This window comes from Pseudonocardia sp. ICBG1034, assembly GCF_020131375.1.
Taxonomy (GTDB): domain Bacteria; phylum Actinomycetota; class Actinomycetes; order Mycobacteriales; family Pseudonocardiaceae; genus Pseudonocardia; species Pseudonocardia alni.
The window spans coordinates 2,013,011-2,036,089 of sequence record NZ_JAHLEK010000015.1 but is presented as its reverse complement, the minus strand read 5'-3'; the positions used below and the strand labels follow the sequence as shown (position 1 = coordinate 2,036,089).

The window sequence follows — 23,079 nt, the reverse complement described above, 5'->3', positions numbered from 1 at the left end:
TGGACGGCCGGGGCGGGGCGGGTGGGCGCCCGGCGGGACGCCGGTCAGGCCCGACAGGTGGCGCCCGCGACCCGCATCAGGTCGACGTGGCGGCGGTACCGGGGATGGTGCGCGGCGCGCACCTGCTCGGCGACCGTGCGCATGGGATCCTCCATCGGACCCGGCTGGAGCACCCGCACCCGCGTGCTGCGGGGGGTTGCTGCGGCGTCGTCGAGCCGGGTCTCTCGGCCGCTCCGGATGGTGTGCGTCCCGACTGTAGGTATCCGGTGCCCGACGGTGTCAACCCGCATCGCGATCGAGTGACCCGCACCGCAGCAGACCTCCCGACCTGCGGAATCATCACCCGGATGCCGCGGAAGGTGTCCGGACATCCCGCGGCCGTTCCTGGTTGGTGGACTCCGGGTTGTCCGGAGAGGTGACCACCGCGCACCCTGGTCGGGTGACGACGAGCCAGCGGCGGCCCTCGCGCACCGCACGGCTCGTGGGGGACGCGACGGCCCCCGTCCCCCAGCGGCAGACGCGCACCGCGTGGCACGCGGTGCCCCTGCGCCCGACCGGCCTCGAGCCGTTCTGGCCGAGCCGGCGCGCCCCCGCCTACAGCGAACTCTGTCGCTGACCGGTCCCCGTCCCGCAGGCCGTAACGCCACGCACCCGGCGTGCGACGCACCCGCCGGACCGGGAACCGCCCGCCGGACACCACTCCGGCCCGCCACCCGTCCCGAACCCCGGCACGCCCTCCCAGGGCCGGCCGGCCCCGGCGCGCCGCGGTCGTCCCCGACCGCCCGCCCCCCACGGAAGGACCCCGTTCCGCGATGTCCCCGCACGTCCTGCGCCCCGGATCCCGGGCGCGCACCGCCGCCGTCCTGCTCGCGCTCCTCACCGCGCTCGGGCTGCTGGCCGGCTGCTCCCGCGCCGACGAGAGCACCACCGCCGCGGGCGCCACCTCCCCCGCGACCGAGGTCCGCCTCGGCTACTTCCCGAACATCACCCATGCCCCCGCCCTGGTCGGTGTGAAGCAGGGCCTGTTCGCCGCCGAGCTGGGGAGCACGACGCTCACCACCCAGACGTTCAACGCGGGTCCGGACCAGGTCAACGCCCTGCTCGGCGGCTCGATCGACGTCGCGTTCATCGGCTCCGGCCCGGCGATCAACGCGTTCACCAAGTCGGGCGGCGAGGCCGTGCGCCTCGTCGCGGGCTCCACCTCGGCCGGCGCCCAGCTGGTCACCCGGCCCGACATCACCTCACCCGAGCAGCTCAAGGGCACGATCATCGCGACGCCGCAGCTCGGCAACACCCAGGACATCGCGTTCAAGACCTGGCTGAAGGAGAACAACCTCCCGATCGGCTCCGGCCCGGACGCGGTGACCGTGCAGAACATCGAGAACCCGCAGACCCTCGACCTGTTCAAGCAGGGCAAGGTGGCCGGTGGTTGGCTGCCCGAGCCGTGGAGCTCGCGCCTGGTCGACGCCGGGGCGAAGGTCCTGGTCGACGAGAAGTCCCTGTGGCCCGGCGGGAAGTTCCCGACGACCGTCGTCATCGTCCGGACCGAGTTCCTGCAGCAGCACCCCGAGACCGTCGAGGCGATCCTGCGCGGCGAGCAGAAGGCCATCGCCCTCATCCGCGACGACCCCGCGCAGGCGAAGACCGTCTCCAACGAGGCGATCGGCGAGATCACCGGCAAGCCGCTGGCGGCCAACATCCTCGACCGCGCGTTCACCGAGCTGTCCTTCGACTCCGACCCGCTCGCCTCGACCTTCCCGCAGCTGGCGAAGGACTCGGTCACGGCGGGCATCGCGAAGAGCGAGGCGGACCTGACCGGCTTCCTCGACCCGACCGCGGTCGATGCCGTCCGGACGAGCTCCGGGGAGGCCGCCGTGGACCCGGCCGGCCTCGCCGCCCGGAACTGACACCACCACCCACGAGGGGAACCCACCGATGACCGTCGACCTCACCACCCGACGTCCCCGGACCCGCGACACCGCGGTGGCCCTGTCCGGGGTCGCCAAGACCTTCGGCACCGGGCCGGGGGCGGTGACCGCGCTCAACGGGATCGACCTGCGGGTCGGCGCCGGCGAGTTCGTCTGTGTGCTCGGTGCGTCCGGCTGCGGCAAGTCGACGCTGCTGAACCTGCTCGCCGGGCTCGACGCCCCGACGGCGGGCGAGGTCACGGTGGGGTCCGCCCGGCCGTCGTTCATGTTCCAGGAGGCCGCGCTCATGCCGTGGCTGACCGCGCTGCGCAACGTCGAGCTGCCGCTCAAGCTCGCCGGGCACGGCCGGTCGGCCCGGCAGGAGCGCGCCGAGGAGCTGCTGTCGCTGGTGCGCCTGGAGGGCATGGGCGGCAAGCGTCCGCACGAGCTGTCCGGCGGCATGCGCCAGCGCGTGTCGCTGGCCCGGGCACTCGCCGCCGCGACCGGTCTCGGCGAGAACCAGGGCACCGGCGGGCTGCTGCTGATGGACGAGCCGTTCGCGGCCCTCGACGCGATCACCCGCGACGTCCTGCAGGGCGAGCTCCTGCGCGTCTGGCGGGCCACCGGCACCACGATCGTGTTCGTCACCCACGACGTCCGCGAGGCGGTCCGGCTCGCCGAGCGGGTGGTGCTGCTGTCCTCGCGGCCCGGCACCGTGGTGCGGGAGTGGACGGTGCCCGCCGACGGCCACGACGCCGAGGCCCAGGCCGAGCTGCACGACGACATCACCGGACGACTGCGGCAGGTGATCACCAGCCATGCCGCGTGAGGACACCTCGATCACGGTCGTCGAGAACGACCGGGACTCCGCGGCCGCGGTCGCCGGGCTCGACGCCCTCGACACCCCGGTCGAGCGCACCACCCCGTGGTGGCAGCGGCTGCTGCGGACCTGGCTGCCGCCGCTCGTCGCACTCGCCCTGATCGTCGTGGTCTGGCAGCTCGTCTGGGCCTCGGCGGTCACGCCCGAGTACAAGCTGCCGGCCCCCGGCGCCGTGGCCGAGGCGTTCGGCGAGACCGTCGCCAGCGGCGAGATCTGGTCGATCCTGTGGACCTCGGTCAGCCGCGCCGCCCTCGGCTTCCTGCTCGCCCTGGTGATCGCCACCCCGCTCGGTGTGGTGGTCGCGAAGGTGCCGGTGGTGCGTGCGGCGATCGGCCCGCTGCTCACCGGTCTGCAGTCGCTGCCCTCGGTGGCCTGGGTGCCGGCCGCGGTGCTGTGGTTCGGGCTGACCAACGCCACGATCTTCTTCGTGGTGCTGCTCGGCTCGGTCCCCTCGATCGCGAACGGCCTGGTTGCGGGCATCGACCAGGTGCCGCCGATCCTGCCCCGGGCCGGCCAGGTCCTGGGCGCGACGGGGTACCGGATGGCCCGCCACGTCCTGCTCCCCGCGGCGCTGCCCGGCTACCTCGCCGGCTGCAAGCAGGGCTGGGCGTTCTCCTGGCGGTCGCTCATGGCGGCGGAGATCATCGCCGCCGGACCCGCGCTCGGGGTCGGACTGGGCGCCTACCTGAAGAACGGTGCCGACGTGAACGACATCGTGCAGGTGTTCGCCGCGATCCTGCTGATCCTCATCGTCGGCATCGGGGTCGAACTGCTGGTCTTCCGCCCCCTGGAGCGACGGGTGCTGCGCGCCCGGGGGCTGGCGCTCACCGTCTGACCCGGGCGGCGCCCGCAGGATCGGCACGACGTCCCACCCATCGATCGCGAACCGTCCACAGTAGATCTCTCACACCTCGGGACACCTGTCCGGACGGCCGCGATCACGGCTCCCACCAGGCAGGATGCGAGTGATCCGGGTCGCCGGAGGCTTGGGCGACACCCGGGGTGGCGGCTAGCGTGGCGACCGTGACCGGATCGGTGCTGCTGACCACGCGGGGGCATGTCGACCTCACGCGCGTGGCGTCGGCACTCTGTCGACCCTGAGCCGTCGTCCCGAGGCGACCTCCCGAGTCGTCCCCGGGCGGCACCCGTCCCGCTCCGCGCGCCCGTCGGGCCCGCGCACCCCGCCGTGGCCCCGCCGTCGTCGCCCACCGCCGCGCGCCCCTCTCCGGAAGGACCGTTCATGACCACCACCTCCCCCGCCCCCGCCGGCACCGACGGCGTCGCGGGCCGGACCGCCTGGACCGACGAGCAGCTCGACGCCGTCTTCGCACCGGTCTTCGCCCGGATCGCCGAGGGCGCGGTGACCCGCGAGCAGGGCCGCACCCTCGCCCACGACGAGGTCGCCGCCCTGCGCGCCGAACGCTTCGGTGCGCTGCGGCTGCCCGTCGCCCTCGGCGGCTACGGCGCCACCGTCCGCCAGCAGTTCCGGCTGCTCGTCGACCTGGCCGCCGCCGAGTCGAACCTGCCCCAGGCGCTGCGTGTGCACTGGTGGTACGTCGACGACCTGCTGCTCGCCGCCCCGGGCCCGGACCGCGACGCCCGGCTGGCCGCCGTCGCCGGGGGTGAGCTCGTCGGCAACGCCATCACCGAGCCCGGCGTCGGCGCGATCGACCGCTACCGGACCGCGCTGACCCCGGACGGCGACGGCGGCTACCGGCTGAACGGCACGAAGTACTACTCGACCGGCAGCCTCTACTCCGACCGCATCCTCGTCGCCGCCGACCTCGACGGCGAGCGGATCTCGGTGCTCGTCGACGGCGACGCCGAGGGCGTCGTCCAGCACGACGACTGGGACGGCTTCGGCCAGCGCCTCACCGCCAGCGGCACCACCGTGTTCACCGACGTCGCCGTGTCCGCCGACCGGGTCCTCGGTCCGGGCTACGGCTCCGCCGGCCGGTCCTGGGGCACGTCCTACCTGCAGCTCGTCCAGCTCGCCGTGCTCGCCGGCATCGCGCGTCGCGCCACCGACGACGTCGCCGGCTGGGTGCGGGAGCGCACCCGCACCTTCACCCACGCCGCGGCCGACCTGCCCCGCCACGACCCCCTGGTCCAGCAGGTCGTCGGGCGGCTGTCCGCCGCGGCGTGGTCGTCGCGGGCCCTGGTGCTGACCATCGCCGACCAGCTCGACCGGCTGCTCGACGCGGGCGGGGAGGACCCCGATCTGCTCGACCGCGTGGAGCTCGACGTCGCCCACGCCCAGGCCGCCGTCATCCCGGCCGTGCTCGACGCCACCACCCAGCTGTTCGAGGTCGGCGGCGCGTCGATCACCTCGGAGAAGCTGCGCCTGGACCGGCACTGGCGCAACGCCCGGGTGATCTCCACGCACAACCCGCTGATCTACAAGCTGCAGACGGTCGGGGACCACGTCCTCAACGGCACCGACCTGCCCTACGCCTGGAGCGCCGGCAAGCGATGACCCGCGGGGTCGGGGCCTCCGTCGTCCGCGACCACGCCGGGCGGGAACACGACCGGCCGCACGGTGTTGCACCGGTAGGAGACCGCTGAACCCCTCGGGAGGCCGTTCATGGCGCGCAAGCAGATCCACCTGGCCGCACACTTCCCGGGCGTCAACAACACCACCGTGTGGAGCGACCCGGCGTCCGGCAGCCACATCGAGTTCGAGTCGTTCGCGCACTTCGCGCGCACGGCCGAACGGGCGAGGTTCGACTTCCTGTTCCTCGCCGAGGGCCTGCGCCTGCGCGAGCACCGCGGCGAGATCTACGACCTCGACGTGATGGGCCGCCCGGACACGTTCACGGTCCTGTCCGCGCTGGCCGCGGTCACCGACCGGCTCGGCCTGGCCGGGACGATCAACTCGACCTTCACCGAGCCCTACGACGTCGCCCGCCAGTTCGCGTCGCTGGACCACCTGTCCGGCGGCCGGGCCGCCTGGAACGTGGTGACCTCGTGGGACGCGTTCACCGGCGAGAACTTCCGCCGCGGCGGCTTCCTGCCGAAGGAGAAGCGCTACTCCCGGGCCAAGGAGCAGCTGGCCGCGACCGCCGCGATCTGGGACTCGCGCACCGGTCCCGACGACCGCGGGGAGTTCGCCTACACCTCCGACCAGTTCGACGTGCACGGCCGGTTCTCGCTGCCGCGCAGCCCGCAGGGCCGCCCGGTGATCCTGCAGGCGGGTGACTCCGAGGAGGGTCGCGAGTTCGCCGCCGCGTCGGCCGACGCGATCTTCTCCCGGCACGCCGAGCCGGAGGCCGGACGCGCGTTCCTCGCCGACGTGAAGGGCCGCCTCGCCCGCTACGGCCGGGCGTGGGACGACCTGAAGATCCTCCCCGCCGCGACGTACGTGCTGGGCGACACCGACGCCGAGGCCGCCGAGCGCGCCGAGGTGATCCGCTCCCAGCAGGTCAGCCCGCAGACCGCGATCGTGTTCGCCGAGCAGCTGTGGAACACCGACCTGTCCGGGCGCGACCCGGACGGCCCGCTGCCGGAGTTCGACCCGGTCGAGGGCGAGCTCGTGTCGAAGGGCCGGGCCAGCGTGCGCCAGTACCGGGACCCGAAGGCCGTCGCCGACCAGTGGCGTGCCCTCGCCGCGGAGAAGAACCTGTCCCTGCGCGAGACGGTGATCGAGGTGACCGGGCGGCACACCTTCGTCGGGAGCCCGCGGACGGTCGCCGACGCGATTGACGACGCCGTGCAGTCCGACGCCGCGGACGGCTACGTGCTGGTCCCGCACGTCACCCCGGGCGGGCTCGACGAGTTCGCCGACCGGGTCGTGCCGCTGCTGCAGGAGCGCGGGTCGTTCCGCACCGAGTACACCGGGACGACGTTGCGTGAGCACCTCGGGCTGCCGGCCGTCCGCTCGACGACCGACCCGACCGAGGCGGCGACGGCGGCCCCGCCCACGACCTGACCGCGCTCCCGTGACCGGCGCCGCGGCACCGGGCGCGGGTCAGGCGCGCTCGTCGTCGCGGCCCTCGGCCTGCTCCCGGGCGACGTTCTCCCGGTGTGCACGGACGGCGATCCAGGCCATCGCCGCCGGGATCCCGAGCAGCAGCCCGAACGACAGCAGCCCGGCGACCCAGTCGCCCGGCACGATCACCAGCACGATCACGGTGATCGCGACGGCCTGCAGGATCCGGTCCGCGCGGCCGCCCGCGACGCGCGCGGGCCGGTGCGGTGCGGTCAGCTCGGTGTCCAGGTCCGGGTCGGAGCGGCGCAGCTCCTGTTCGAGGCCGGAGAGCCGGAGCTCCTCGTCGCGGTCCAGGGGGCGCGCCACCGGGCGTGGGTCGGGGTCGCCGGTCCCGCCGCCGGGCGACGGGGGCGGCAGGGGCGGGGGTGTGACGGACATCGTGACCTCCTCGGTGCCACCGACCGGGTTCCCGCTCCCGGGGGCAGTCATCCGGGATGTGCGGTAGACGTCACCGATCCTACCGAAACGGACATACTCCCGCCGCTGCACGCGGCAGGCCCCGGCGGCAGGATCACCCGCATGGAACGCTGGACCGATCTCGTCGAACGCCACGACCCCGCCGGAGTCCTCGACCGGCTCGACGGACGGCCCGCCCACGAGATCGCCGACGCGCTGGCCCGGATGGAACCGGTCGACGCGGGCTGGGTGTTCCGGCTGCTCGGCAAGGACCGCGCGCTCGACGTGTTCGAGGAGCTCGACCCGGTCGACCAGCAGGAGCTGCTGGCGGGGCTGCGCGACGACGCGGTAACCGCCCTGGTCGAGGACATGGACCCCGACGACCGCGCCCGGATGCTCGGCGAGGCGCCGGCCAAGGTCGCGAACCGGGTGCTGGCCGGGCTGTCGGCCGGGGAGCGGTCGATGACCGCGGCGCTGCTCGGCTACCCCGACGGTTCGGTCGGGCGGGTGATGACGCCGGAGACCGTCGCCGTGCCGCTGCACAGCAGCGTGACCGAGGCGCTGGCCGTCGTGCGGCGCAAGGGCGCGCAGGCCGAGACGGTGTACACCCTCGCCGTCACCGACGCCGGGCGCCGGGTGACCGGCACCGTCTCGCTGCGCGACCTGGTGCTGGCCCGGCCGGACGTCGCCGTCGCCGACCTCGTCGACGACGGGGCGCCGCGGGTGCGGGCCACCGACGCCGCCGAGGACGCCGCACGCCTGATGGGCGAGGCGAACCTGCTCGACCTGCTGGTCGTCGACTCGGAGGACCGGCTGCTGGGTCTGCTGACGATCGACGACGCCGTCGAGATCCTGGAGCGCGCCGACACCGAGGACGTCGCCCGCCAGTCCGGTGCGGCGCCGTGGTCGGGCCACTACATGTACGTGCGGGTCACGAAGCTGGCGCGCACCCGCGCGGTGTGGCTGGCGGTGCTGCTGCTCGCCGCGGTGCTGACGGTCAACGTGCTGCAGATCTTCGAGGACGCACTCGAGCAGGTCACCGCGCTGGCGCTGTTCATCCCGCTGCTCGTGGGCACCGGCGGCAACGCGGGTGCCCAGTCCGCGTCGGCGGCGGTCCGGGCGATCGCCGTCGGGGAGGTGCGCCTGGCCGACCTGCCCGCCGTGGTGTGGCGGGAGCTGCGGGTCGGTCTGCTGCTGGGCACCCTGCTCGGTGCGCTGGGGCTGGCCGTCGCGTCGCTGCTGGTCGGGGTCCAGGTCGCCGTCGTGGTGGCGGTGACGCTGGTGGCGATCTGCGGCTGGGCGGCGACGGTCGGCGCGACGATGCCGTTGCTGGCCCGCCGGGTCGGGATCGACCCGGCGGTGGTGTCCGCTCCCCTGGTCACGACGCTCGTCGACGCGACCGGGCTGCTGATCTACTTCTCGGTCGCCCGGGTGGTGCTGGGGATCTGACCCGCGTCCACGGTCGCGTCGTCCGCGCCGTCGGTGTCGGGTCCGGCGACCTCCGGGGCGGCCGCGGCGCGGCGCCGGGAGACGACCAGGCTCGCGACGGCGGCGACGGCGATCGTCCCGGTGATGACCAGCAGCGACAGCCAGATCGGCACCTCGGGCACCGGCACCGGCTGCCCGTCGTTGATGAACGGCACGTTGTTCTCGTGCAGTGCGTGCAGGGTGAGCTTCACGCCGATGAACGCCAGGATCACCGCGAGGCCGTGCGCCAGGTAGATCAGGCGCTCCAGCAGGCCACCGATGAGGAAGTACAGCTGGCGCAGGCCGAGCAGGGCGAAGGCGTTCGCGGTGAACACCAGGAACGGCTCCTGGGTGAGGCCGAAGATCGCCGGGATCGAGTCGAACGCGAACAGCAGGTCGGTCAGCCCGATGGCGACGATGACCAGCGCCATCGGGGTGAGGAGCCGCTTGCCGTCGACGCGGGTGACGAGCTTCGCGCCGTCGTACTCGGTGGAGGTGGGCAGCACCTTGCGGACCAGGCGGATCAGCTTCGAGTCACCGGCGTCGGCCTGCTCGTGGTCGTCGGAGGACATCGCCTCGCGGATCTGGGACCAGGCGAGCCAGAACAGGATGACCGCGAACAGGTAGAAGACCGCGACGAACTGCTCGATGATCACCGCGCCGACCGCGATGAACGCACCGCGCATGACGATCGCGATCGCGATGCCGATCAGCAGCACCTTCTGCTGGTGCACCTTCGGCACCGCGAAGCTGGTCATGATCAGCAGGAAGACGAACAGGTTGTCGACCGACAGGGCCTTCTCGGTCAGCCAGCCGGCCATGTACTCGCCGCCATACTGCCAGCCGGAGAAGACGCCGACGCCGACGCCGAACAGCAGGGCGATCGCGATGTAGCCGGCCGACCAGATCGCCGACTCGCGCAGCGTGGGCTCGTGCGGGTCACGGGCGTGTCCGACGAAGTCGAACACGAGCATGCCGACGACGACGGCGAGCGTCGCCAGCCACACCCAGAGCGGAACGTTCATGACAGGGTCCTCCAGCGCAGGTAGGGGCGCTGAAGGTCTCCTCCGCCCGCCGCGGTGACCGCGGTGGACCGGCGCAACCGGGACCGGCTCGGGCCGGTGCCGTGATGACGGCGACGCCGTGTTCGGGAGTACTCCCCTTCGACTGTGCAGAACGCTAGGGCATGACTCCGGGTTCCGACAGTGGGGGGTACGCGAGTCTCGTCACATCTGTCCGTTTCCGCCGATGATCTCCCCGGCGGGCGGCGCCGTCGTCGTGGGCCCGCGGGGTGGCCGCGAGACCGGCGGGCGGGGCGCGGTCCTCACCCCGCGGCGAGCCGGACGGTCGCGGCGTCGCGGGCCGGCTGCACCGGACGCGGGGCGGCGGGCAGCCTGCGGACAGCGGCGCGGGCCGTCGCGGAGGCGGCCGCCCGCGCGGCGGCCGGGCGGACCGGGGCGGCCCCGGTCCCGGCCGGACCGGTCACGACGGGCAGCGGGCCGGTACCCGACACGCGCGGCGCCGGGACGGTCGCGGCGGCGACGTGCGCGGGCCGCGCCGGCTCCTCGGGGAGGACCGGCGGCACCGGCGTCGCCGGGCCCACCGCGTGCACCGCGACAGCCGGCTGCGGCCGGGCGGGGGCGGGCGCGTCACGGAACGGCGTCGGGACCGGCGACGGCCGCGTGTGTCCGCTCCCCCGCTCCAGGCGCTCGCAGCGCTCCCGGCCCCGGCCCGCCACCCGTGCGGCCAGCCGCAGCGCGGTGCGCGGCGCCTCCAGGTAGCCGACCAGCGCCCGGTACACCCAGCCCGGCGCGGACAGCGTGCGGCCGCGGGCGAGGTCGTCGAGCGATCGGCGCACGACGTCGCGGGGGTCGAGCCACAGCGGGCCCTGCGGGTCGTCGTCGGTCCGGATCCGGCCCGCGGCGACCGCGGTGACGGTGACGCCGGTGCCCTGCAGCGACGCCGCGACGGTGTCGGTGAACGCCAGCACCCAGGACTTCGACGCGCCGTAGGCGTTGCCGCCCGAGGCCAGGTACCCGGCGAAGCTCGCGATGTTGAGCACGCCGCCGCGGCCGCGGGCGGTCATCGCCGGGACCGCGGCGCGGGTGAGGCGCATCAGGGCCGTCACGTTGAGGTCGATCTCGCCGGTCAGCGCCTCGACCTGCGCCTCGGCGAAGACCGCGTCGGTCTCGACGCCCGCGTTGTTGACCAGCAGCTCGATCGGCAGGTCCCGGTCGGTGATCCGGCGCTCGACGGCGGCCAGCCCGGCCGGGTCGGTGAGGTCGGCGGGCAGGATCTCGACGATGGCGCCGGTGGCGCGGCCGATCCGCTCGGCGACGTCGGCGAGGCGGGCGGCGTCGCGCGCCACGAGGACGACGGACCATCCGCGCTCGGCGAGCTCGTGGGCGTAGACGGCGCCGAGCCCGCGGCTCGCTCCGGTGACCAGTGCAGTCGGCATGTCGACGACGCTAGGGACGGTTCGCTGTGGCGCCCCTGAGAAGGCCCGCCCCGCTGAGAGCCCGCTGAGACCGGCCCCGGTCCGGCGGTACGGTCGGGGCCGCACGGGAGAGAGAGGTGGTGTGGTGCAGCAGATCGGTGAGGTGGCCACGCGTGTCGGGCTGTCGCTGCGCACCATCCGGCACTGGGACGAGCTGGGGCTGGTCACGCCGTCGGCCCGCAGCACCGGCGGCTTCCGTCTCTACACCGAGGACGACGTCGAGCGCCTGCGGTTCGTCAAGACGCTCAAGCCGCTCGACCTCGGCCTGGACCAGATCCGCGCGCTGATGGCGGTGATCGACGGTGCCCGCGCCGACCTCGACGCGGGCCGCCCGGTCGGCGACGACGCCCGGGACCGGCTGGCGCTCTACCGCACCGCCGCCGAGTCGCGGATCGAGGCGCTGCACGCCCGGATCCACGGGCTGGAGCTGCTCTCCCGCGAGCTGCGGGCGCTGTCCGAGCCGCGGACCGGCGACGCGGACGACTAGCGCGGCGACGGCAGTCCGCGCACCGCGCCGAGGTCCTCGGGCACGTCGACGTGGCGCCACAGGTCGTCCAGCCCGGTCAGCGGGCGGTCCGGCAGGGCGTCGTCGAGCACCTCGTGCAGGCGGGCCCTGGCGTCCTCGGCGCGGGCCGCGGCCAGCAGCGCCGCACGGGGCACCGGACCGTGGCCGAACAGCTCACCCACGAAGTCCAGCACCTCGACCCGGGTGACCGGTACCCGATCGGGATCGGCGGGACGGTCGTCCTGACCCACGGCACCCTCCTCTTCCCGCCGGGACGGCCCGGCACGTGCACCGGCCAGGCCGTCGAAGGACCGGACTCTACCCTCACACGCCGGGAGGGTTGCCCGGCCCGCCCCGACGAGGGGCACACTCCGTTGCCCGTCGCAACGCCATCTGGGCTAACGTGCGCGGCCATTCGCACCAACCATCGGTGGTCGATCAAGCCGAGGAGGCCCCTGTGGCAGGCAAGTTCGAGGTGTACGAGGACCGGGGCGGGAAGTTCCGGTTCCGGCTGAAGGCGAGCAACGGGCAGGTCGTCGCCGTCGGCGAGGCCTACGAGAGCAAGTCGGCCGCCCACAAGGGCTGCGAGGCGGTCCAGCGCGCCGCCGAGGGCGCCACCGTCGTCGAGACCGACGCCTGAGCGGACCTGCCGGGGCCGGTGTCGCGGCCCCGACGGCAGCCCGCCGGACGCGTCCGGTCCGAGACGGGTCGGAACGCCTCCGGCGGGTAGTCGCGCACCATGCAGCGACACACCGCACCGGACGACTCCGCACCCGCCGACGCCGCGCCCGGCGACACACCGCACCGGGACACCGACCTGGACGACTCCGGCCGCGACCACCCCGGCCCCGACGACACGGCACTCACCGACCGGCGGGTCCGCGGCTTCGCCGACGCACTGCAGGCGTTCGAGCGGGACGGCGGGGCGGAGGACCTGCTCGCCCGCTTCCGCGACGACGCCACGGCCGAGCGCCTCGACGGCCGCGGGGCCCGCACCGATCTCCGAGCGTTCTGGCAGGAGTACCGCTCCCCGTTCGACCACGTCGCGACGACCTTCCGCCACGCCGTGCAGACCGGGGACTCGGTCGCACTGGAATGGCACAGCGACGCCGTACTCGCCGGGGGCGGCCCGGTGACCGTGCGCGGTGTCACCGTCCTCGATCTCACCGACGCCACCGACGAGGACGGTTCGGGCACGGTCACCGCCCTGCGCACCTACTACGACACCGCGGTGTTCGTGACGCCGCCGCACGCCCGGGCCTGAGCCGGACCGCGGTCCCCGCCCCGGGGTTGTGGACCGCCCGGACCGGGGTTACGGTCGGGCTGCCGGCACCGGGCACGTAGGACACCGCCGACGCGGGTCCGCCCGCCCACCGGTCCATACGAGATCCGTTCAACCGTGCAGCGGACCCCGCACCTGCCATCGGCGATTGCGAGGGACCATGCAGAGTCCCACTCTACCCACCCGGCCCGCGACGACCTCCCGCGACGGCCGGCGGGGCTACGACGACCTGATCCCCGATCTCGACCAGCTGGCCGTGACCGAACCGGGCACGCCGGGCCGCGATGCGTTGCGCGAGCACGTGATCCGCGAGTTCCGTCCGCTCGTGCGCAACCTGTCGCGGCGCTTCGCCGCCCCCGGCCGGGGCGTCGAGGACATCGAGCAGGCCGGAATGCTCGGCCTGGTCAAGGCGGTCGACCGCTACGACCCGGCGTCGGCGACCGGCGGCCCGCTCGGCTACCTGGTGCCGAGCATCCGCGGTGAGATGAAGCGCCACCTGCGCGACTACTCGTGGGCGGTGCGGGTGCCGCGCGACCTCAAGGAGCTCGCCGTCACCGTCGGCCGGGTCGCCGACGAGATGGGGCAGCGGCTCGGTCGCCCGCCCCGCCCGTCGGAGATCGCGGCCGAGGCGGGCGTGCCGGTCGGCGAGGTCGTCGATGCGCTCGGCGCGCTGGAGTCGCACCACGCCAAGTCCCTGGACGCGCCGGTCGGCGACGACGGTTCCGGTGAGGGCCTGTCGCTCGCCGAGCGGATGGGCTCCGACGACCCGGCCCTGGACCTCGCGGCGCACGGCCCCGGGATGCGTGCGGCGCTCAACGAGCTGCCCGAACGGGAGCGTCGGATGCTGGTCCTGCGCTTCTACGGCGACCGGACCCAGTCCCAGATCGCCACCGAGCTGGGCATCTCGCAGATGCACGTCTCGCGGCTGCTGTCACGGACCCTCGCGCGGCTGCGCGAGCGGCTGGCCGACGACTAGAGGAATCCCGCCGGGCCGCCGGCCGCGGCGGGGCCCGGACGCTCAGCCCGGCAGGGTCTCCCCTCCGACCGGTGCGAGCACCTCACCGGTGTAGTACGACGACAGCCGCGGCGCCGCGAAGAACACGAATGACGGCGCGATCTCGTCCGCGGACGCGGGACGACCCATCGGGGTCTGCTCGCCGAATCCGTCGACCGTGTCGGGCGGCATGGTCGCCGGGATCAGCGGCGTCCACACCGGACCCGGGGCGACGCAGTTGACCCGGATGCCGCGGGGGGTCAGCGACTGCGCGAGCGAGTAGGTCAGCGACTGCACCGCGCCCTTGGTGGCCGAGTAGTCGATGAGGCTCCTGTTCCCGCGCAGGCCGTTGATCGATCCGGTGTTCACGATCGCGCCGCCGTCGGGCAGGTGCTCCAGGGCCGCCTTCGTGACCCGGAAGTAGCTGTGGATGTTGACCTCGAAGGTCCGCAGCCAGGCGTCGTCCTCGATGTCGGTGAGCGCGTCGACCGGCTCCTGGGTGGCGATGTTGTTCACGACGGTGTCGAGCGCGCCCAGCTCCTCGACGGTGCGCCGCACGATGTCGGCGCAGTGCGCGGCGTCCCCGAGGTCCCCGGGAAGGGTCAGGCAGCGCCTCCCCTCGGCGCGGACGAGCCCGGCGGTGTGCTCGGCGTCGTCGTGCTCCTCCAGGTAGGCCAGGGCGACGTCGGCGCCCTCCTTGGCGAACGCGACGCACACCGCGCGCCCGATGCCGGAGTCACCGCCGGTGACCAGGGCGACGGTGCCGGCGAGCAGGTCGCGGCCCTGGTAGCCGCGCATCTCGTCGCGGGGCCGGGGGTCCATCGCACCGGTGTCACCGGGCGGGCTCTGCTGCTGGGCGGGCGGACTGTCGGACACGGGGCTCCCTCTCGATCGGTCCGTGACCGGCGACGGGACGAACCCGCCGACGGGCCGGGACGGTGCGCCGGCGGTGCGACCGGGGAGGACCACGGCCGCGCCCGTCGGCCACGCCGCGCCTACCCGCGTCGCCCGGGGCGAAACGGCGTGCGTGTGCGCGCCCGCCGGTGGGGTAGTCCGGTCCCCGTGCGGCCGTCCGGTCGCGCGGCACGAGAGGAGACCCGATGGACGCGCAGCGGGCACGCACCCTGCTGACCGAGGAGCTGGACCAGCTGGAGGACAGCTCGGCGGTGACCGAGCGGCCGGCGCCGGGTGACGACCGCGTCGGCGAGGGTCTCGACTTCGGCGACGAAGGCTCGCGGGCCTACGAGACCATGGCCCACGACCTCGACGAGAACACCCGCCGGGCCCGCACCGCGCGGGTCCGGGCAGCGCTGACCCGTCTGGACAAGGGCGAGCACGGACGCTGCGACGTGTGCGGCGAGCAGATCGACGACGAGCGGCTGGAGGCGCGCCCCGACACCGACCGGTGCCGCGACCACCCGGAGGACGCCGCACAGATGGCCGGCCCCGTCGAGGGCTGACCCGGACGCGGACGGGCCCGGCACCCGCTCGGGGTGCCGGGCCCGTCGGCGTCGTGCGGGTGGGTCAGGCGGTCGCACCCTCCGGGTGCACCGGGTGCTTCCCCTCGGCGAACTCCTCGATCAGCTTCGCGCAGAACGCGTCAAGGTCGTCGGGGTTGCGGCTGGTGACCAGGCCCCTGTCGTTGACGACCTGCTCGTCGACGACGGTCGCGCCCGCGTTGCGCAGGTCGGTCCGGATGCTCGGGAACGACGTGAGGGTGCGGCCCTTCACCACGTCGGCCTCGACCAGCGTCCACGGGCCGTGGCAGATCGCGCCGACCGGCTTGCCCGCCGTGACGAAGGCCTTCACGAACGCCACCGCGGTGGCGTCGGCGCGCAGGTTGTCCGGGTTCACGGTGCCGCCGGGCAGTACCAGCGCGTCGTAGTCGTCGGCGGACACGTCCGCGACGGCCCGGTCGACGTCGAGCTTCTCGTCCGGGTTGATGTCGGCCGACATCGACTGGATCGGGTCCGTGGACAGCGAGACCACCTCGACCCGGGCGCCGGCCTTCTGCAGCTCCTCGCGGGGCTGGACCAGCTCGACCTTCTCCACGCCGTCCGTGGCCAGGATCGCGACGGTCCGGCCCTGCAGTTCGTTCGCCACCGTGGGTTCCTCCTCGGTCTCGTGCTCGTGTGTTGTCCCCTCCCGACTTCCCGCTGTGCGCACGATCAATCGCGCACGACGGGACCGGGCACTGTCGCCGTGCGCCGCGCCGGGCTACCCTGCCATCTGAGTAGCGCAGCGATACCCAGGAGGCGGGGATGGACGCACGGACGGCGGCCGCGTCCCAGGTGTGCTCGGTGGCCCGCACCGCGGCGCTGCTGGCCGACCCGTGGACGGTGCTGATCGTGCGCGACCTCGGCCGCGGGGTCGCCCGCTTCGACGAGCTGGCCCACGGCCTGGGCGTCGCACGCACCGTCCTGAGTCGGCGGCTGTCCGAGCTGGTCGGCGACGGCGTCGTCGAACGGGTGGACTACCGCGAGCCCGGCGCCCGGACCCGCGCCGAGTACCGCCTGACCCGCCGCGGCCGCGACCTGGGCGTGGTCCTGGCCGCGCTCATGGACTTCGGCGACCGGCACCTCGCCGGCGACGCCGGCCCGCCCGTGGTCCGCGTGCACACCGGCTGTGGTGCCCCGGTACGCCTGGTGAGCGTGTGCGCCGCCGGACACCGCCTGGGCCGCGCCGACGACGTCCACCTCGAACCGGGCCCCGGAGCCCCCGTCCCCGAGCAGGAGCCACGATGACCTCCGCAGCAGAACCCACGACCGGCCCGGCCACCGCCACGCGCCGCCGCGAGCACGAGTGGACCGACCCGATGGTGCTCGCCGCCGCCGCGTCCGGTCTGGACGGACTGGAGTACCTGCGCCGGATCGTCGACGGCCGCCTCCCCGGGGCGCCCATCGCGAGCCTCGTCGGGTTCCGGGCCGTCTCCGCCGAGCACGGGCGCGTCGCGTTCGCCTTCGAGCCCGGCGAGCACCAGTACAACCCGATCGGCTCGGTGCACGGCGGGGTGTACGCCACGCTGCTCGACTCCGCCTGCGGGTGCGCGGTGCACTCCACGCTCCCCGCCGGGACCGGCTACACCAGCCTGGACCTGTCGGTGCGCTTCCTGCGCCGGATCACCGTCGACACCGGCACCGTGACGTGCACCGGCCACGTCGTGCAGGCCGGGCGCCGCACCGCGCTGGCCCGGGCCGAGCTGACCGACGCCGGGGGCCGGTTGCTGGGCGAGGCCACGTCGAGCTGCCTGATCCTGCCCGGCGGCTGAGCCGTCTCAGCGCGGCGCGACCGGGCCCTGGGTCGGCGCGCTGCCGGAGCGGTCGGCGCGCTGCGCGGCCTCCACACAGGTCGCGGAGCGGACCGCGCCGGCCGCGTCCGGGCCGGTGGCGTAGAGCGACGGCCCGGGGAGCCCGGGGGTGAGGGCGCGCGCGTCGTCGGTGACGGCGGCGAAGCCCTGCCGCCCCCACACCCAGACGGCGCGGTCCCCGGCGCCGCGCAGCGTGCCGGTGATCGGCGCCGAGACGAACGTGAGGTCCCCGTCGGTCGCGGTGAACCGGTCGGCGCCGGGCACCGCACCGACCGGGAGCGCGCCGGACAGCGCGTCGACGAGGGTCCCGCGGGCGGGGGTGCACGAACGCAGCGCGGCGGCCGGGTCGTCGACGACGAGCCGGGCGAACTCGGTGGCCGGGTCGATCTCGCGGGACGCGCGCGCCTCCCCCGGCGCGACGAACGCGCCGAACCCGACGACGACGGCGGCCAGCACTCCGGCACCCACCAGCAGGACCCCGGCACACCAGGCGACGGTCCGCAGGACCACCGACCCGGATCCGCTCATGACCCCAATCTATCCGCGCATCGGGGCATCGGCCCCGCGAAGACATGATCGGTTATCGAGCGGTGACACCGGCCGGGTCGCGCACGGCCCCGTTCGGGTCGGCCCGGTTCCGTTCCGCATTCGCGTGGGGTAGTGCGCGGAATGCGTCCACCGCACCATTCCGTCACCACGGGTGGACGTTCTCCTACCGGCCGTGACCGTGGCCGTGCCCATGGCCGTGAACGGCGTGGTCGTGCCCGGCGTGGTCGTGCCCGGCCGGGCGGGCGGCGAGGCCCGCGGCCCGGGTGGACACGTCGGCCCCGCCCAGCCGACCCGCGGCGACGAGCGCGTCCTCGCAGGCGGCGAGCCAGCAGCCGTAGTAGGGGGCGGCGGGGTCGGCGGCGATCCGCGCGACCAGCCGGTCGCGGAAGCCGTCCCAGGTGAACACCCCCGCCTCGGCGAGCGCGACGGCCAGCCCGAACGCGCGTCCCTCCCAGGGCGCGGTGAACACCAGCTCGCCGTTGGCGCGCGGCGGGGCGGCGGGGCCCGCGACGTCGAGCAGCGGAGCGCTCACGACGGCTCCACCGCCTCGGCGACCCCGACCATCGCGTCCCGCCCGACCAGCCCGGCGAGCTGCTCGGCGGTGAGTCCGTCGGTGCCCGCGGGCCGGCGCGGCAGCACCAGGTAGCGGACCTCGGCCGAGGAGTCCCACACCTCGATCCGCCGCTCCGGGGGCACGTCGAGCCCCATCTCGGCGAGCACGGTCCGCGGCTCCCGCACGACCCGGGCGCGGTAGGCGGGGTCCTTGTACCAGCTCGGGGGCAGCCCGAGGACCGGCCACGGGTAGCAGGAGCACAGCGTGCAGACCACGACGTGGTGCACCTGCTCGGTCTGCTCGAGCACCACCATGTGCTCGCCCTGCGGTCCGGTGAACCCCAGCGAGGCGATGGCCGCGGTGCCGTCGCGCAGCAGCCACTCCCGGAACCGCGGGTCGGTCCAGGCGCGGGCGACGACCGTCGCGCCGTTCAGCGGGCCGACGTCGCGTTCGTAGGTGCGCACGAACCCGTCGACGACGGCCGGGTCCACCAGCCCCCGTTCGACCAGCAGCTCCTCCAGCGCCGCGGTGCGCAGCGCCGGACCGGGATCGTCGTCGGTCATCGTGGCTCCAGGTAGGACTCGAACAGGTCGGCGTGCACGGTGACGTGCGGGTCCGCGCCGGGGCCCCACACGTCCGGCGCGGCGAACGCGACGGTGTACACGTGCTCGGGGTGCTCACCGGCGAACACCGCGTGGGTGTCGGGCAGCACGTGTGCGGGCCGCACCGCGGTCACGGCGCCGGGCGTCCCGCGCAGGTAGCGCGGGAGCTTGCACGGCCCGCGGCCGACCGGGCCCGCCGACGGTGCGGGCGGAGCGACGTCCGGGGGCTCGCGGCGGGCGCGGACCGGGTCGCCGGGGGCGAAGCGCGGCGCGGCGTCGACGGTCCGCAGCGACCCGGGCGCGGTGGGCGCGTAGTCGGGCTTCGCGACCGGGGGGTCGGCCGGCTCGGGCACGTCCTCGCCGCGACCGCGCCGGGCCCGTGCCTCCACCGCGCCGCGCGCCAGGACGCCCGAGTCGACGAGCATCAGCTCGGCGGCGTGCAGCCAGCGGCCGTAGTAGCCGTCGTCGTGGTAGCGGGCGCGGTCCAACCGGGACAGTGCGTGCCGGAACGCGTCCAGGTTGCGCCCGGAGATGCGACCCATGGTCAGCGCGGTGAGCGCGAAGGCCCGGCCCTGCCACGGCTCACCGAAGGGCGGTTCCGGCTCGACGTCGGCCGGCGCCGTGACCCGCCCCCAGCCGGAGGCGCCCCCCAGGTCGGACGAGTCGTCGGGATTGTCCACTCAGGACCCCAGGGCGAGGACGTTGCAGACGTCGCCGCGGCCGCCGGTCGAGGTCAGACCGCGCTGCGAGCGGATCCGCTCGGCGAGGAACGCCGCGTCCGCGCCCACCCCGGAGAACCGCCCGGACCCCCAGGTCCACTGCCAGGGCAGACCCAGGAAGAACAGCCCGGGGACGGCCGTCGCGCCCCGGCTGTGCACCGGCGAGCCACGGCCGGTGAACACCCCCAGGTCGATCCAGGAGAAGTTCTGCCGGAACCCGATGCACCACACCACGGAGGTGATCCCGGAGCCGTCGAGCGCCAGCTCGGTGACCTCGCGCTCCGGACGCCACACCGGGGTGTAGCGCTCCTCGACCGGCGCGTCGACACCCTGCTCGGCGATCCAGCCGTCGATGGTGTCCTTGATGGACTCACTGACCTCGTCGGCGTGGTCCAGTGAGGACTCCAGGTCGGGGGCGAAGGTGAGCCGGCCGCCCGCGTGGTCGGTCAGCGCACCGTAGAGCTGCATGCCCTCGGCGGCGAAGCGACGCAGGTCGATGTCGCGACCGCCGTCGCGCCCGGTGACGTAGTGGTTGGCCTGGGCGCGCACGGCCTCGCGGCGCGGGTGCCGGGTCACCGGCATCCGGTAGTAACCCATCTCGTCGAGCCAGTCGGTGACGTCACGGCCCCGGTAGAAGCGAGCCACCCGCGGCGCGTGCCCGACGACGAGGTGCACCCTGCGCCCCTCCAGGTGCAGGTCCTCGGCGATCTGGGCGCCGGACTGCCCGGACCCGACCACCAGCACCTCCCCCGGCGGCAGCTGGCCGGGGTTGCGGTAGTCCTGGGACCCGATCTGCGTGATGCCGGCCGGCAGCGGCTCGGACAGCGGCGGGGTGAGCGGCGTGTGGTAGCCGCCGGTGGCGACGACGACCTGGTCGGCGGTGCACGTCCCGGCGGAGGTCTCCACGACGAAGGTCCCCCGCTCGTCACGGTGCAGCCGGGTCACCGCGACGCCCTCGAGCAGCGGCGGGTCGACGAACGCCCGGTAGGCCTCCAGGTAGTCGACGATCTCGCCGCGGACCATGAACCCGTGCGGGTCCGGCCCGGCGTAGGGGAAGTCCGGCAGGTCGCACTGCCAGTTCGGCGTGACCAGGCTGAACGTGTCCCAGCGGTGCCGCTTCCAGGAGGAGGCGACGACGTCGCGTTCGAGCACGAGGTGGTCGATGCCGCGCACGTCCAGGCAGCGGCTCATCGACAGCCCCGCCTGTCCGCCGCCGACGACGACCACCGTCCGGTGCTCGCCGTCGAGCTCGGTCGGCGGAGTGCGCCGGTCCTCGCGCCGGATCACCGCGGTCATGGGGCCTCCTCGTGGGGGATCAGGGGAACGGCCCCACGGTCGACCTGTCGTATTACCGAATCGTGTCGTTCGGACGACGGGAACATTGCCCCGTGTTACGCAACACGACGGTCACAAAAAGCTGATCCGGAATTGTCGTCGTAGTCCGCTCTCAACGTTCCGGCAACAGATCACTGGTGTCGTAGTGCTCGCCGGAAACGGTGGGACCCGATTCCATCGCATTCTCCCTACCCCGGCGCTCCCACGCACCCGTATTCCCGGCGTGGATCCGTCACACCACGAGGAGTATCCCCATGACCAGCGCCGAGCTGTCCGACGTCGAGAAGAAGAGCCTCGAGGAGATCCCGCACCCCTCGCTGCCCGAAGGTTCGAGCATCTACGGCGGCACGAAGGTCTTCCCGGACCTGCAGGCCGAGGACGGCGAGACCTACTTCACCCTGGTGCACGGCATCGCGCACGAGTCCTCGGTCAGCTTCGTGGCCGTGCTGCAGGCGACCCGTGCGCTGCGCAAGGGGTTCGAGTCGGCCATGTACTTCTACGGTCCGGGCTCGCTGAACTGCCTGGCCACCCGCGGCTTCCCGACGACCGGCACGTCCGCGTTCCCCGGCGAGCACAACATCAACGACCAGCTCAAGACGTTCATGAGCGAGGGCGGCAAGGTGTTCTGCTGCCGCTTCGGGCTGTCGCTGCACGGTGCCCGTGAGGAGGACCTGATCGAGGGCGTCATCCCGACGCACCCGCTCGACGTCCAGGACGCGCTCATCCACTACGCCCGCAAGGGCGCGATCATCAACTCGACGTACCAGCTCTGAGGACACGGCGGGACGCCACCGCGTCCCGCATCCGCACCGAGATGCAGCTCAGGGCGCCGCGTCGTCCGTCGCGGCAGCCGTGGGCTGCATCTCGGCGCGGGCGGGTGCGCCGGTCGCACCCCGCCGTACCCGGCCCGTCACATCCCCGGAGGTCCGTCCGCATGTCCGCACCGTCCCGTACCGAGCCCGGTCTGCGGGCCCGCGCCGAGCTGGCCGTCCGCGGCGTGGGGCTCGACCCCGACACCGTGTCCGACACCGGACCTGGGCGCCCCACCGGCGTGACCGACCTCGGGTCGGTCATCCCGCTCCGCCGCCCCGGCGGGGCCGGGCCGTCCGCCGACGGTCACGTGCTCGTCGACGGGCTGGCCACCACCGTGCCGATCGTCGCCGACTCCCCCTACCGGCTCCGGGACGGGCGGCTGCTGCGCCGCGAGCCCGGCGGCGGCGTGACCGACATGGGCGTCGCCGTCGACACCGTCGCCCGGCCGGCGTTCTACGACCTCACCACCGCCGACGGCATCTCCTACGAGAAGATCGCCCGCCTGCACGGCGACGACGTGCTCGCCTCCACCGTGGTGCAGACCTGCGTGCGCTACGGCGAGGCGGACCGCTGCCGCTTCTGCGCCATCGAGCAGTCCCTGGAGTCCGGCGCCACCACGGCGGTCAAGACACCCGACCAGCTCGCGGAGGTCGCCGAGGCCGCCGTCCGCCTGGACGGGGTGCGCCAGATGGTGCTGACCACCGGCACCTCCAACGGTCGCGACCGCGGTGCCCGGCACCTGCTGCGCTGCGTGCGCGCGATCCGCGAACGGGTCCCCGGGCTGCCGATCCAGGTCCAGTGCGAGCCGCCCGCCCCCGACGACCTCGGCGTGCTCGCCGAGCTGGCCGCCGCGGGCGCCGACGCGATCGGCATCCACGTCGAGTCCCTCGACGACGACGTCCGCCGCCGCTGGATGCCCGGCAAGGCCACCGTCGGGCTGTCCCAGTACCGGGCGGCCTGGGACGAGGCCGTACGGGTGTTCGGCCCGAACTCGGTGTCGACCTACCTGATCGTCGGCCTCGGGGAGGACCCCGACGAGCTCGTCGCCGGCGCCGCGGAGCTCGTCGCGGCCGGGGTGTACCCCTTCGTGGTCCCCTACCGGCCGCTGCCCGGCACCCTCGCGTTCGCCGACGGGGTTCCCGCTCCCGACCCGGACCTGCTCGCCGACGTCACCGGCCGGGTCGCCGCGGTGCTCCGCGCCGCCGGGATGCGCGGCGCCGACCAGGCCGCGGGCTGCGCGGCCTGCGGGGCGTGCAGTGCGCTGTCGGCGGCGGGGGGCTGAGCC

28 protein-coding genes are annotated in these 23,079 nt (G+C 74.3%); 16 read left to right on the top strand and 12 right to left on the bottom strand.

The annotated features are described in order from the left end of the window. Positions 1–44: 44 nt before the first annotated feature. On the bottom strand, positions 45–143 hold the full coding sequence (locus KPF22_RS33605; protein WP_318299301.1) for a putative leader peptide: 99 nt from the start codon (positions 141–143) through the stop codon (positions 45–47). Between the two features lie 669 nt (positions 144–812). Here KPF22_RS33605 and KPF22_RS11090 point away from each other — a divergent pair. The 6 genes from KPF22_RS11090 to KPF22_RS11070 all read left to right on the top strand — a co-directional run bounded on the left by KPF22_RS11090 (position 813) and on the right by KPF22_RS11070 (position 6,715). Beyond that, positions 813–1,907 (top strand): ABC transporter substrate-binding protein, encoded by a 1,095-nt coding sequence (locus KPF22_RS11090; protein ID WP_224401991.1) that lies wholly within the window; start codon positions 813–815, stop codon positions 1,905–1,907. 28 nt (positions 1,908–1,935) lie between these two features. Further along, positions 1,936–2,736, top strand: a complete 801-nt coding sequence (locus KPF22_RS11085) for an ABC transporter ATP-binding protein (RefSeq protein ID WP_224401990.1) — start codon at positions 1,936–1,938, stop codon at positions 2,734–2,736. Further along, positions 2,726–3,622: an ABC transporter permease gene (locus tag KPF22_RS11080; protein WP_208827073.1), complete on the top strand. Its 897-nt coding sequence runs from the start codon at positions 2,726–2,728 to the stop codon at positions 3,620–3,622. The genes KPF22_RS11085 and KPF22_RS11080 overlap by 11 nt, the downstream gene beginning before the upstream one ends. Positions 3,623–3,789: 167 nt before the next feature. Further along, positions 3,790–3,888: a putative leader peptide gene (locus KPF22_RS33600; RefSeq protein ID WP_374107471.1), complete on the top strand. Its 99-nt coding sequence runs from the start codon at positions 3,790–3,792 to the stop codon at positions 3,886–3,888. A gap of 139 nt (positions 3,889–4,027) precedes the next feature. Further along, the gene (locus KPF22_RS11075) at positions 4,028–5,263 is read left to right on the top strand and encodes an acyl-CoA dehydrogenase family protein (protein WP_224401989.1); all 1,236 of its coding nucleotides are present in this window, start codon (positions 4,028–4,030) and stop codon (positions 5,261–5,263) included. A gap of 108 nt (positions 5,264–5,371) precedes the next feature. Continuing rightward, complete coding sequence (locus KPF22_RS11070) at positions 5,372–6,715, top strand: NtaA/DmoA family FMN-dependent monooxygenase (RefSeq protein WP_178373997.1); 1,344 nt, start codon at positions 5,372–5,374, stop codon at positions 6,713–6,715. A 39-nt stretch (positions 6,716–6,754) separates the two neighbouring features. Here the strand turns inward: KPF22_RS11070 and KPF22_RS11065 are convergent, their stop codons facing one another. Further along, positions 6,755–7,153 (bottom strand): DUF3040 domain-containing protein, encoded by a 399-nt coding sequence (locus KPF22_RS11065; protein ID WP_224401988.1) that lies wholly within the window; start codon positions 7,151–7,153, stop codon positions 6,755–6,757. A gap of 141 nt (positions 7,154–7,294) precedes the next feature. Between KPF22_RS11065 and mgtE the strand changes: the two genes are divergently transcribed. Continuing rightward, positions 7,295–8,620, top strand: a complete 1,326-nt coding sequence (mgtE, locus tag KPF22_RS11060; RefSeq protein WP_062396298.1) for a magnesium transporter — start codon at positions 7,295–7,297, stop codon at positions 8,618–8,620. On the opposite strand, the gene KPF22_RS11055 is transcribed toward mgtE, so the two are convergent. Both KPF22_RS11055 and KPF22_RS11050 read right to left on the bottom strand, forming a co-directional pair. After that, the gene (locus KPF22_RS11055) at positions 8,584–9,663 is read right to left on the bottom strand and encodes a TerC family protein (RefSeq protein ID WP_224401987.1); all 1,080 of its coding nucleotides are present in this window, start codon (positions 9,661–9,663) and stop codon (positions 8,584–8,586) included. The two genes, mgtE and KPF22_RS11055, sit on opposite strands and share 37 nt — an antisense overlap. 299 nt (positions 9,664–9,962) lie before the next feature. After that, positions 9,963–11,096 carry an SDR family oxidoreductase gene (locus KPF22_RS11050; RefSeq protein ID WP_224401986.1) on the bottom strand — a complete coding sequence of 378 codons (1,134 nt, stop codon included), beginning with the start codon at positions 11,094–11,096 and terminating at the stop codon, positions 9,963–9,965. 124 nt (positions 11,097–11,220) lie between these two features. Between KPF22_RS11050 and KPF22_RS11045 the strand changes: the two genes are divergently transcribed. Further along, entirely contained in the window at positions 11,221–11,622 is a 402-nt protein-coding gene (locus KPF22_RS11045; RefSeq protein ID WP_062396303.1) for a MerR family transcriptional regulator, read from the top strand. On the opposite strand, the gene KPF22_RS11040 is transcribed toward KPF22_RS11045, so the two are convergent. Further along, positions 11,619–11,891, bottom strand: coding sequence for a hypothetical protein (locus KPF22_RS11040; protein ID WP_224401985.1), 273 nt, complete (start codon positions 11,889–11,891; stop codon positions 11,619–11,621). The two genes, KPF22_RS11045 and KPF22_RS11040, sit on opposite strands and share 4 nt — an antisense overlap. A gap of 206 nt (positions 11,892–12,097) precedes the next feature. On the opposite strand from KPF22_RS11040, the gene KPF22_RS33085 reads away from it, so the two are divergent. The 3 genes from KPF22_RS33085 to KPF22_RS11025 all read left to right on the top strand — a co-directional run bounded on the left by KPF22_RS33085 (position 12,098) and on the right by KPF22_RS11025 (position 13,898). Continuing rightward, positions 12,098–12,280 carry a DUF1508 domain-containing protein gene (locus KPF22_RS33085; RefSeq protein WP_178374004.1) on the top strand — a complete coding sequence of 61 codons (183 nt, stop codon included), beginning with the start codon at positions 12,098–12,100 and terminating at the stop codon, positions 12,278–12,280. A 99-nt stretch (positions 12,281–12,379) separates the two neighbouring features. Then, positions 12,380–12,904, top strand: a complete 525-nt coding sequence (locus KPF22_RS11030; RefSeq protein WP_208824331.1) for a nuclear transport factor 2 family protein — start codon at positions 12,380–12,382, stop codon at positions 12,902–12,904. A 178-nt stretch (positions 12,905–13,082) separates the two neighbouring features. After that, on the top strand, positions 13,083–13,898 hold the full coding sequence (locus KPF22_RS11025; RefSeq protein WP_224401984.1) for a sigma-70 family RNA polymerase sigma factor: 816 nt from the start codon (positions 13,083–13,085) through the stop codon (positions 13,896–13,898). A gap of 42 nt (positions 13,899–13,940) precedes the next feature. Here the strand turns inward: KPF22_RS11025 and KPF22_RS11020 are convergent, their stop codons facing one another. After that, positions 13,941–14,738, bottom strand: a complete 798-nt coding sequence (locus KPF22_RS11020; protein ID WP_224402412.1) for an SDR family oxidoreductase — start codon at positions 14,736–14,738, stop codon at positions 13,941–13,943. A gap of 278 nt (positions 14,739–15,016) precedes the next feature. On the opposite strand from KPF22_RS11020, the gene KPF22_RS11015 reads away from it, so the two are divergent. Further along, entirely contained in the window at positions 15,017–15,376 is a 360-nt protein-coding gene (locus tag KPF22_RS11015) for a TraR/DksA C4-type zinc finger protein (RefSeq protein ID WP_224401983.1), read from the top strand. A gap of 64 nt (positions 15,377–15,440) precedes the next feature. On the opposite strand, the gene KPF22_RS11010 is transcribed toward KPF22_RS11015, so the two are convergent. Then, a complete protein-coding gene (locus KPF22_RS11010; protein ID WP_224401982.1) occupies positions 15,441–16,019 on the bottom strand; it encodes a type 1 glutamine amidotransferase domain-containing protein in 579 nt (192 codons plus the stop codon). A gap of 158 nt (positions 16,020–16,177) precedes the next feature. On the opposite strand from KPF22_RS11010, the gene KPF22_RS11005 reads away from it, so the two are divergent. After that, positions 16,178–16,660 (top strand): helix-turn-helix domain-containing protein, encoded by a 483-nt coding sequence (locus KPF22_RS11005; RefSeq protein WP_224401981.1) that lies wholly within the window; start codon positions 16,178–16,180, stop codon positions 16,658–16,660. Continuing rightward, positions 16,657–17,184: a PaaI family thioesterase gene (locus tag KPF22_RS11000; protein ID WP_208824322.1), complete on the top strand. Its 528-nt coding sequence runs from the start codon at positions 16,657–16,659 to the stop codon at positions 17,182–17,184. Before KPF22_RS11005 ends, KPF22_RS11000 begins: the two co-directional genes overlap by 4 nt. Positions 17,185–17,190: 6 nt before the next feature. Here KPF22_RS11000 and KPF22_RS10995 read toward each other — a convergent pair whose 3' ends face one another. The 5 genes from KPF22_RS10995 to KPF22_RS10975 all read right to left on the bottom strand — a co-directional run bounded on the left by KPF22_RS10995 (position 17,191) and on the right by KPF22_RS10975 (position 20,942). After that, positions 17,191–17,751, bottom strand: coding sequence for a hypothetical protein (locus KPF22_RS10995; RefSeq protein WP_224401980.1), 561 nt, complete (start codon positions 17,749–17,751; stop codon positions 17,191–17,193). Between the two features lie 184 nt (positions 17,752–17,935). Further along, entirely contained in the window at positions 17,936–18,304 is a 369-nt protein-coding gene (locus KPF22_RS10990; RefSeq protein WP_224401979.1) for a nitrile hydratase accessory protein, read from the bottom strand. Further along, a complete protein-coding gene (gene nthA / locus KPF22_RS10985) occupies positions 18,301–18,888 on the bottom strand; it encodes a nitrile hydratase subunit alpha (protein WP_224401978.1) in 588 nt (195 codons plus the stop codon). Before nthA ends, KPF22_RS10990 begins: the two co-directional genes overlap by 4 nt. Then, positions 18,885–19,607, bottom strand: coding sequence for an SH3-like domain-containing protein (locus KPF22_RS10980; protein WP_224401977.1), 723 nt, complete (start codon positions 19,605–19,607; stop codon positions 18,885–18,887). The genes nthA and KPF22_RS10980 overlap by 4 nt, the downstream gene beginning before the upstream one ends. After that, positions 19,608–20,942 (bottom strand): MSMEG_0569 family flavin-dependent oxidoreductase, encoded by a 1,335-nt coding sequence (locus KPF22_RS10975; protein WP_224401976.1) that lies wholly within the window; start codon positions 20,940–20,942, stop codon positions 19,608–19,610. Between the two features lie 293 nt (positions 20,943–21,235). Here KPF22_RS10975 and KPF22_RS10970 point away from each other — a divergent pair, with 293 nt between their 5' ends. Then, the gene (locus tag KPF22_RS10970) at positions 21,236–21,754 is read left to right on the top strand and encodes an MSMEG_0572/Sll0783 family nitrogen starvation response protein (protein WP_178374012.1); all 519 of its coding nucleotides are present in this window, start codon (positions 21,236–21,238) and stop codon (positions 21,752–21,754) included. Positions 21,755–21,915: 161 nt separating this feature from the next. Further along, the gene (locus KPF22_RS10965; RefSeq protein WP_224401975.1) at positions 21,916–23,076 is read left to right on the top strand and encodes an MSMEG_0568 family radical SAM protein; all 1,161 of its coding nucleotides are present in this window, start codon (positions 21,916–21,918) and stop codon (positions 23,074–23,076) included. Positions 23,077–23,079 lie beyond the last annotated feature (3 nt).

What these genes read in the sequence shown, in the direction of transcription:
- KPF22_RS10995 (WP_224401980.1), bottom strand. Translation starts at nt 17,751, where the DNA reads ATGAGCGGATCCGGGTCGGTGGTCCTGCGGACCGTCGCCTGGTGTGCC.
- KPF22_RS11000 (WP_208824322.1), top strand. Translation starts at nt 16,657, where the DNA reads ATGACCTCCGCAGCAGAACCCACGACCGGCCCGGCCACCGCCACGCGC.
- KPF22_RS11055 (WP_224401987.1), bottom strand. Translation starts at nt 9,663, where the DNA reads ATGAACGTTCCGCTCTGGGTGTGGCTGGCGACGCTCGCCGTCGTCGTC.
- KPF22_RS11005 (WP_224401981.1), top strand. Translation starts at nt 16,178, where the DNA reads ATGGACGCACGGACGGCGGCCGCGTCCCAGGTGTGCTCGGTGGCCCGC.
- KPF22_RS11080 (WP_208827073.1), top strand. Translation starts at nt 2,726, where the DNA reads ATGCCGCGTGAGGACACCTCGATCACGGTCGTCGAGAACGACCGGGAC.
- KPF22_RS11065 (WP_224401988.1), bottom strand. Translation starts at nt 7,153, where the DNA reads ATGTCCGTCACACCCCCGCCCCTGCCGCCCCCGTCGCCCGGCGGCGGG.
- nthA (WP_224401978.1), bottom strand. Translation starts at nt 18,888, where the DNA reads ATGACCGACGACGATCCCGGTCCGGCGCTGCGCACCGCGGCGCTGGAG.
- KPF22_RS11090 (WP_224401991.1), top strand. Translation starts at nt 813, where the DNA reads ATGTCCCCGCACGTCCTGCGCCCCGGATCCCGGGCGCGCACCGCCGCC.
- KPF22_RS11070 (WP_178373997.1), top strand. Translation starts at nt 5,372, where the DNA reads ATGGCGCGCAAGCAGATCCACCTGGCCGCACACTTCCCGGGCGTCAAC.
- KPF22_RS10970 (WP_178374012.1), top strand. Translation starts at nt 21,236, where the DNA reads ATGACCAGCGCCGAGCTGTCCGACGTCGAGAAGAAGAGCCTCGAGGAG.
- KPF22_RS10975 (WP_224401976.1), bottom strand. Translation starts at nt 20,942, where the DNA reads ATGACCGCGGTGATCCGGCGCGAGGACCGGCGCACTCCGCCGACCGAG.
- KPF22_RS11075 (WP_224401989.1), top strand. Translation starts at nt 4,028, where the DNA reads ATGACCACCACCTCCCCCGCCCCCGCCGGCACCGACGGCGTCGCGGGC.
- KPF22_RS11015 (WP_224401983.1), top strand. Translation starts at nt 15,017, where the DNA reads ATGGACGCGCAGCGGGCACGCACCCTGCTGACCGAGGAGCTGGACCAG.
- KPF22_RS11020 (WP_224402412.1), bottom strand. Translation starts at nt 14,738, where the DNA reads ATGGACCCCCGGCCCCGCGACGAGATGCGCGGCTACCAGGGCCGCGAC.
- mgtE (WP_062396298.1), top strand. Translation starts at nt 7,295, where the DNA reads ATGGAACGCTGGACCGATCTCGTCGAACGCCACGACCCCGCCGGAGTC.
- KPF22_RS11050 (WP_224401986.1), bottom strand. Translation starts at nt 11,096, where the DNA reads ATGCCGACTGCACTGGTCACCGGAGCGAGCCGCGGGCTCGGCGCCGTC.
- KPF22_RS11085 (WP_224401990.1), top strand. Translation starts at nt 1,936, where the DNA reads ATGACCGTCGACCTCACCACCCGACGTCCCCGGACCCGCGACACCGCG.
- KPF22_RS11030 (WP_208824331.1), top strand. Translation starts at nt 12,380, where the DNA reads ATGCAGCGACACACCGCACCGGACGACTCCGCACCCGCCGACGCCGCG.
- KPF22_RS11025 (WP_224401984.1), top strand. Translation starts at nt 13,083, where the DNA reads ATGCAGAGTCCCACTCTACCCACCCGGCCCGCGACGACCTCCCGCGAC.
- KPF22_RS33605 (WP_318299301.1), bottom strand. Translation starts at nt 143, where the DNA reads ATGCGCACGGTCGCCGAGCAGGTGCGCGCCGCGCACCATCCCCGGTAC.
- KPF22_RS10965 (WP_224401975.1), top strand. Translation starts at nt 21,916, where the DNA reads ATGTCCGCACCGTCCCGTACCGAGCCCGGTCTGCGGGCCCGCGCCGAG.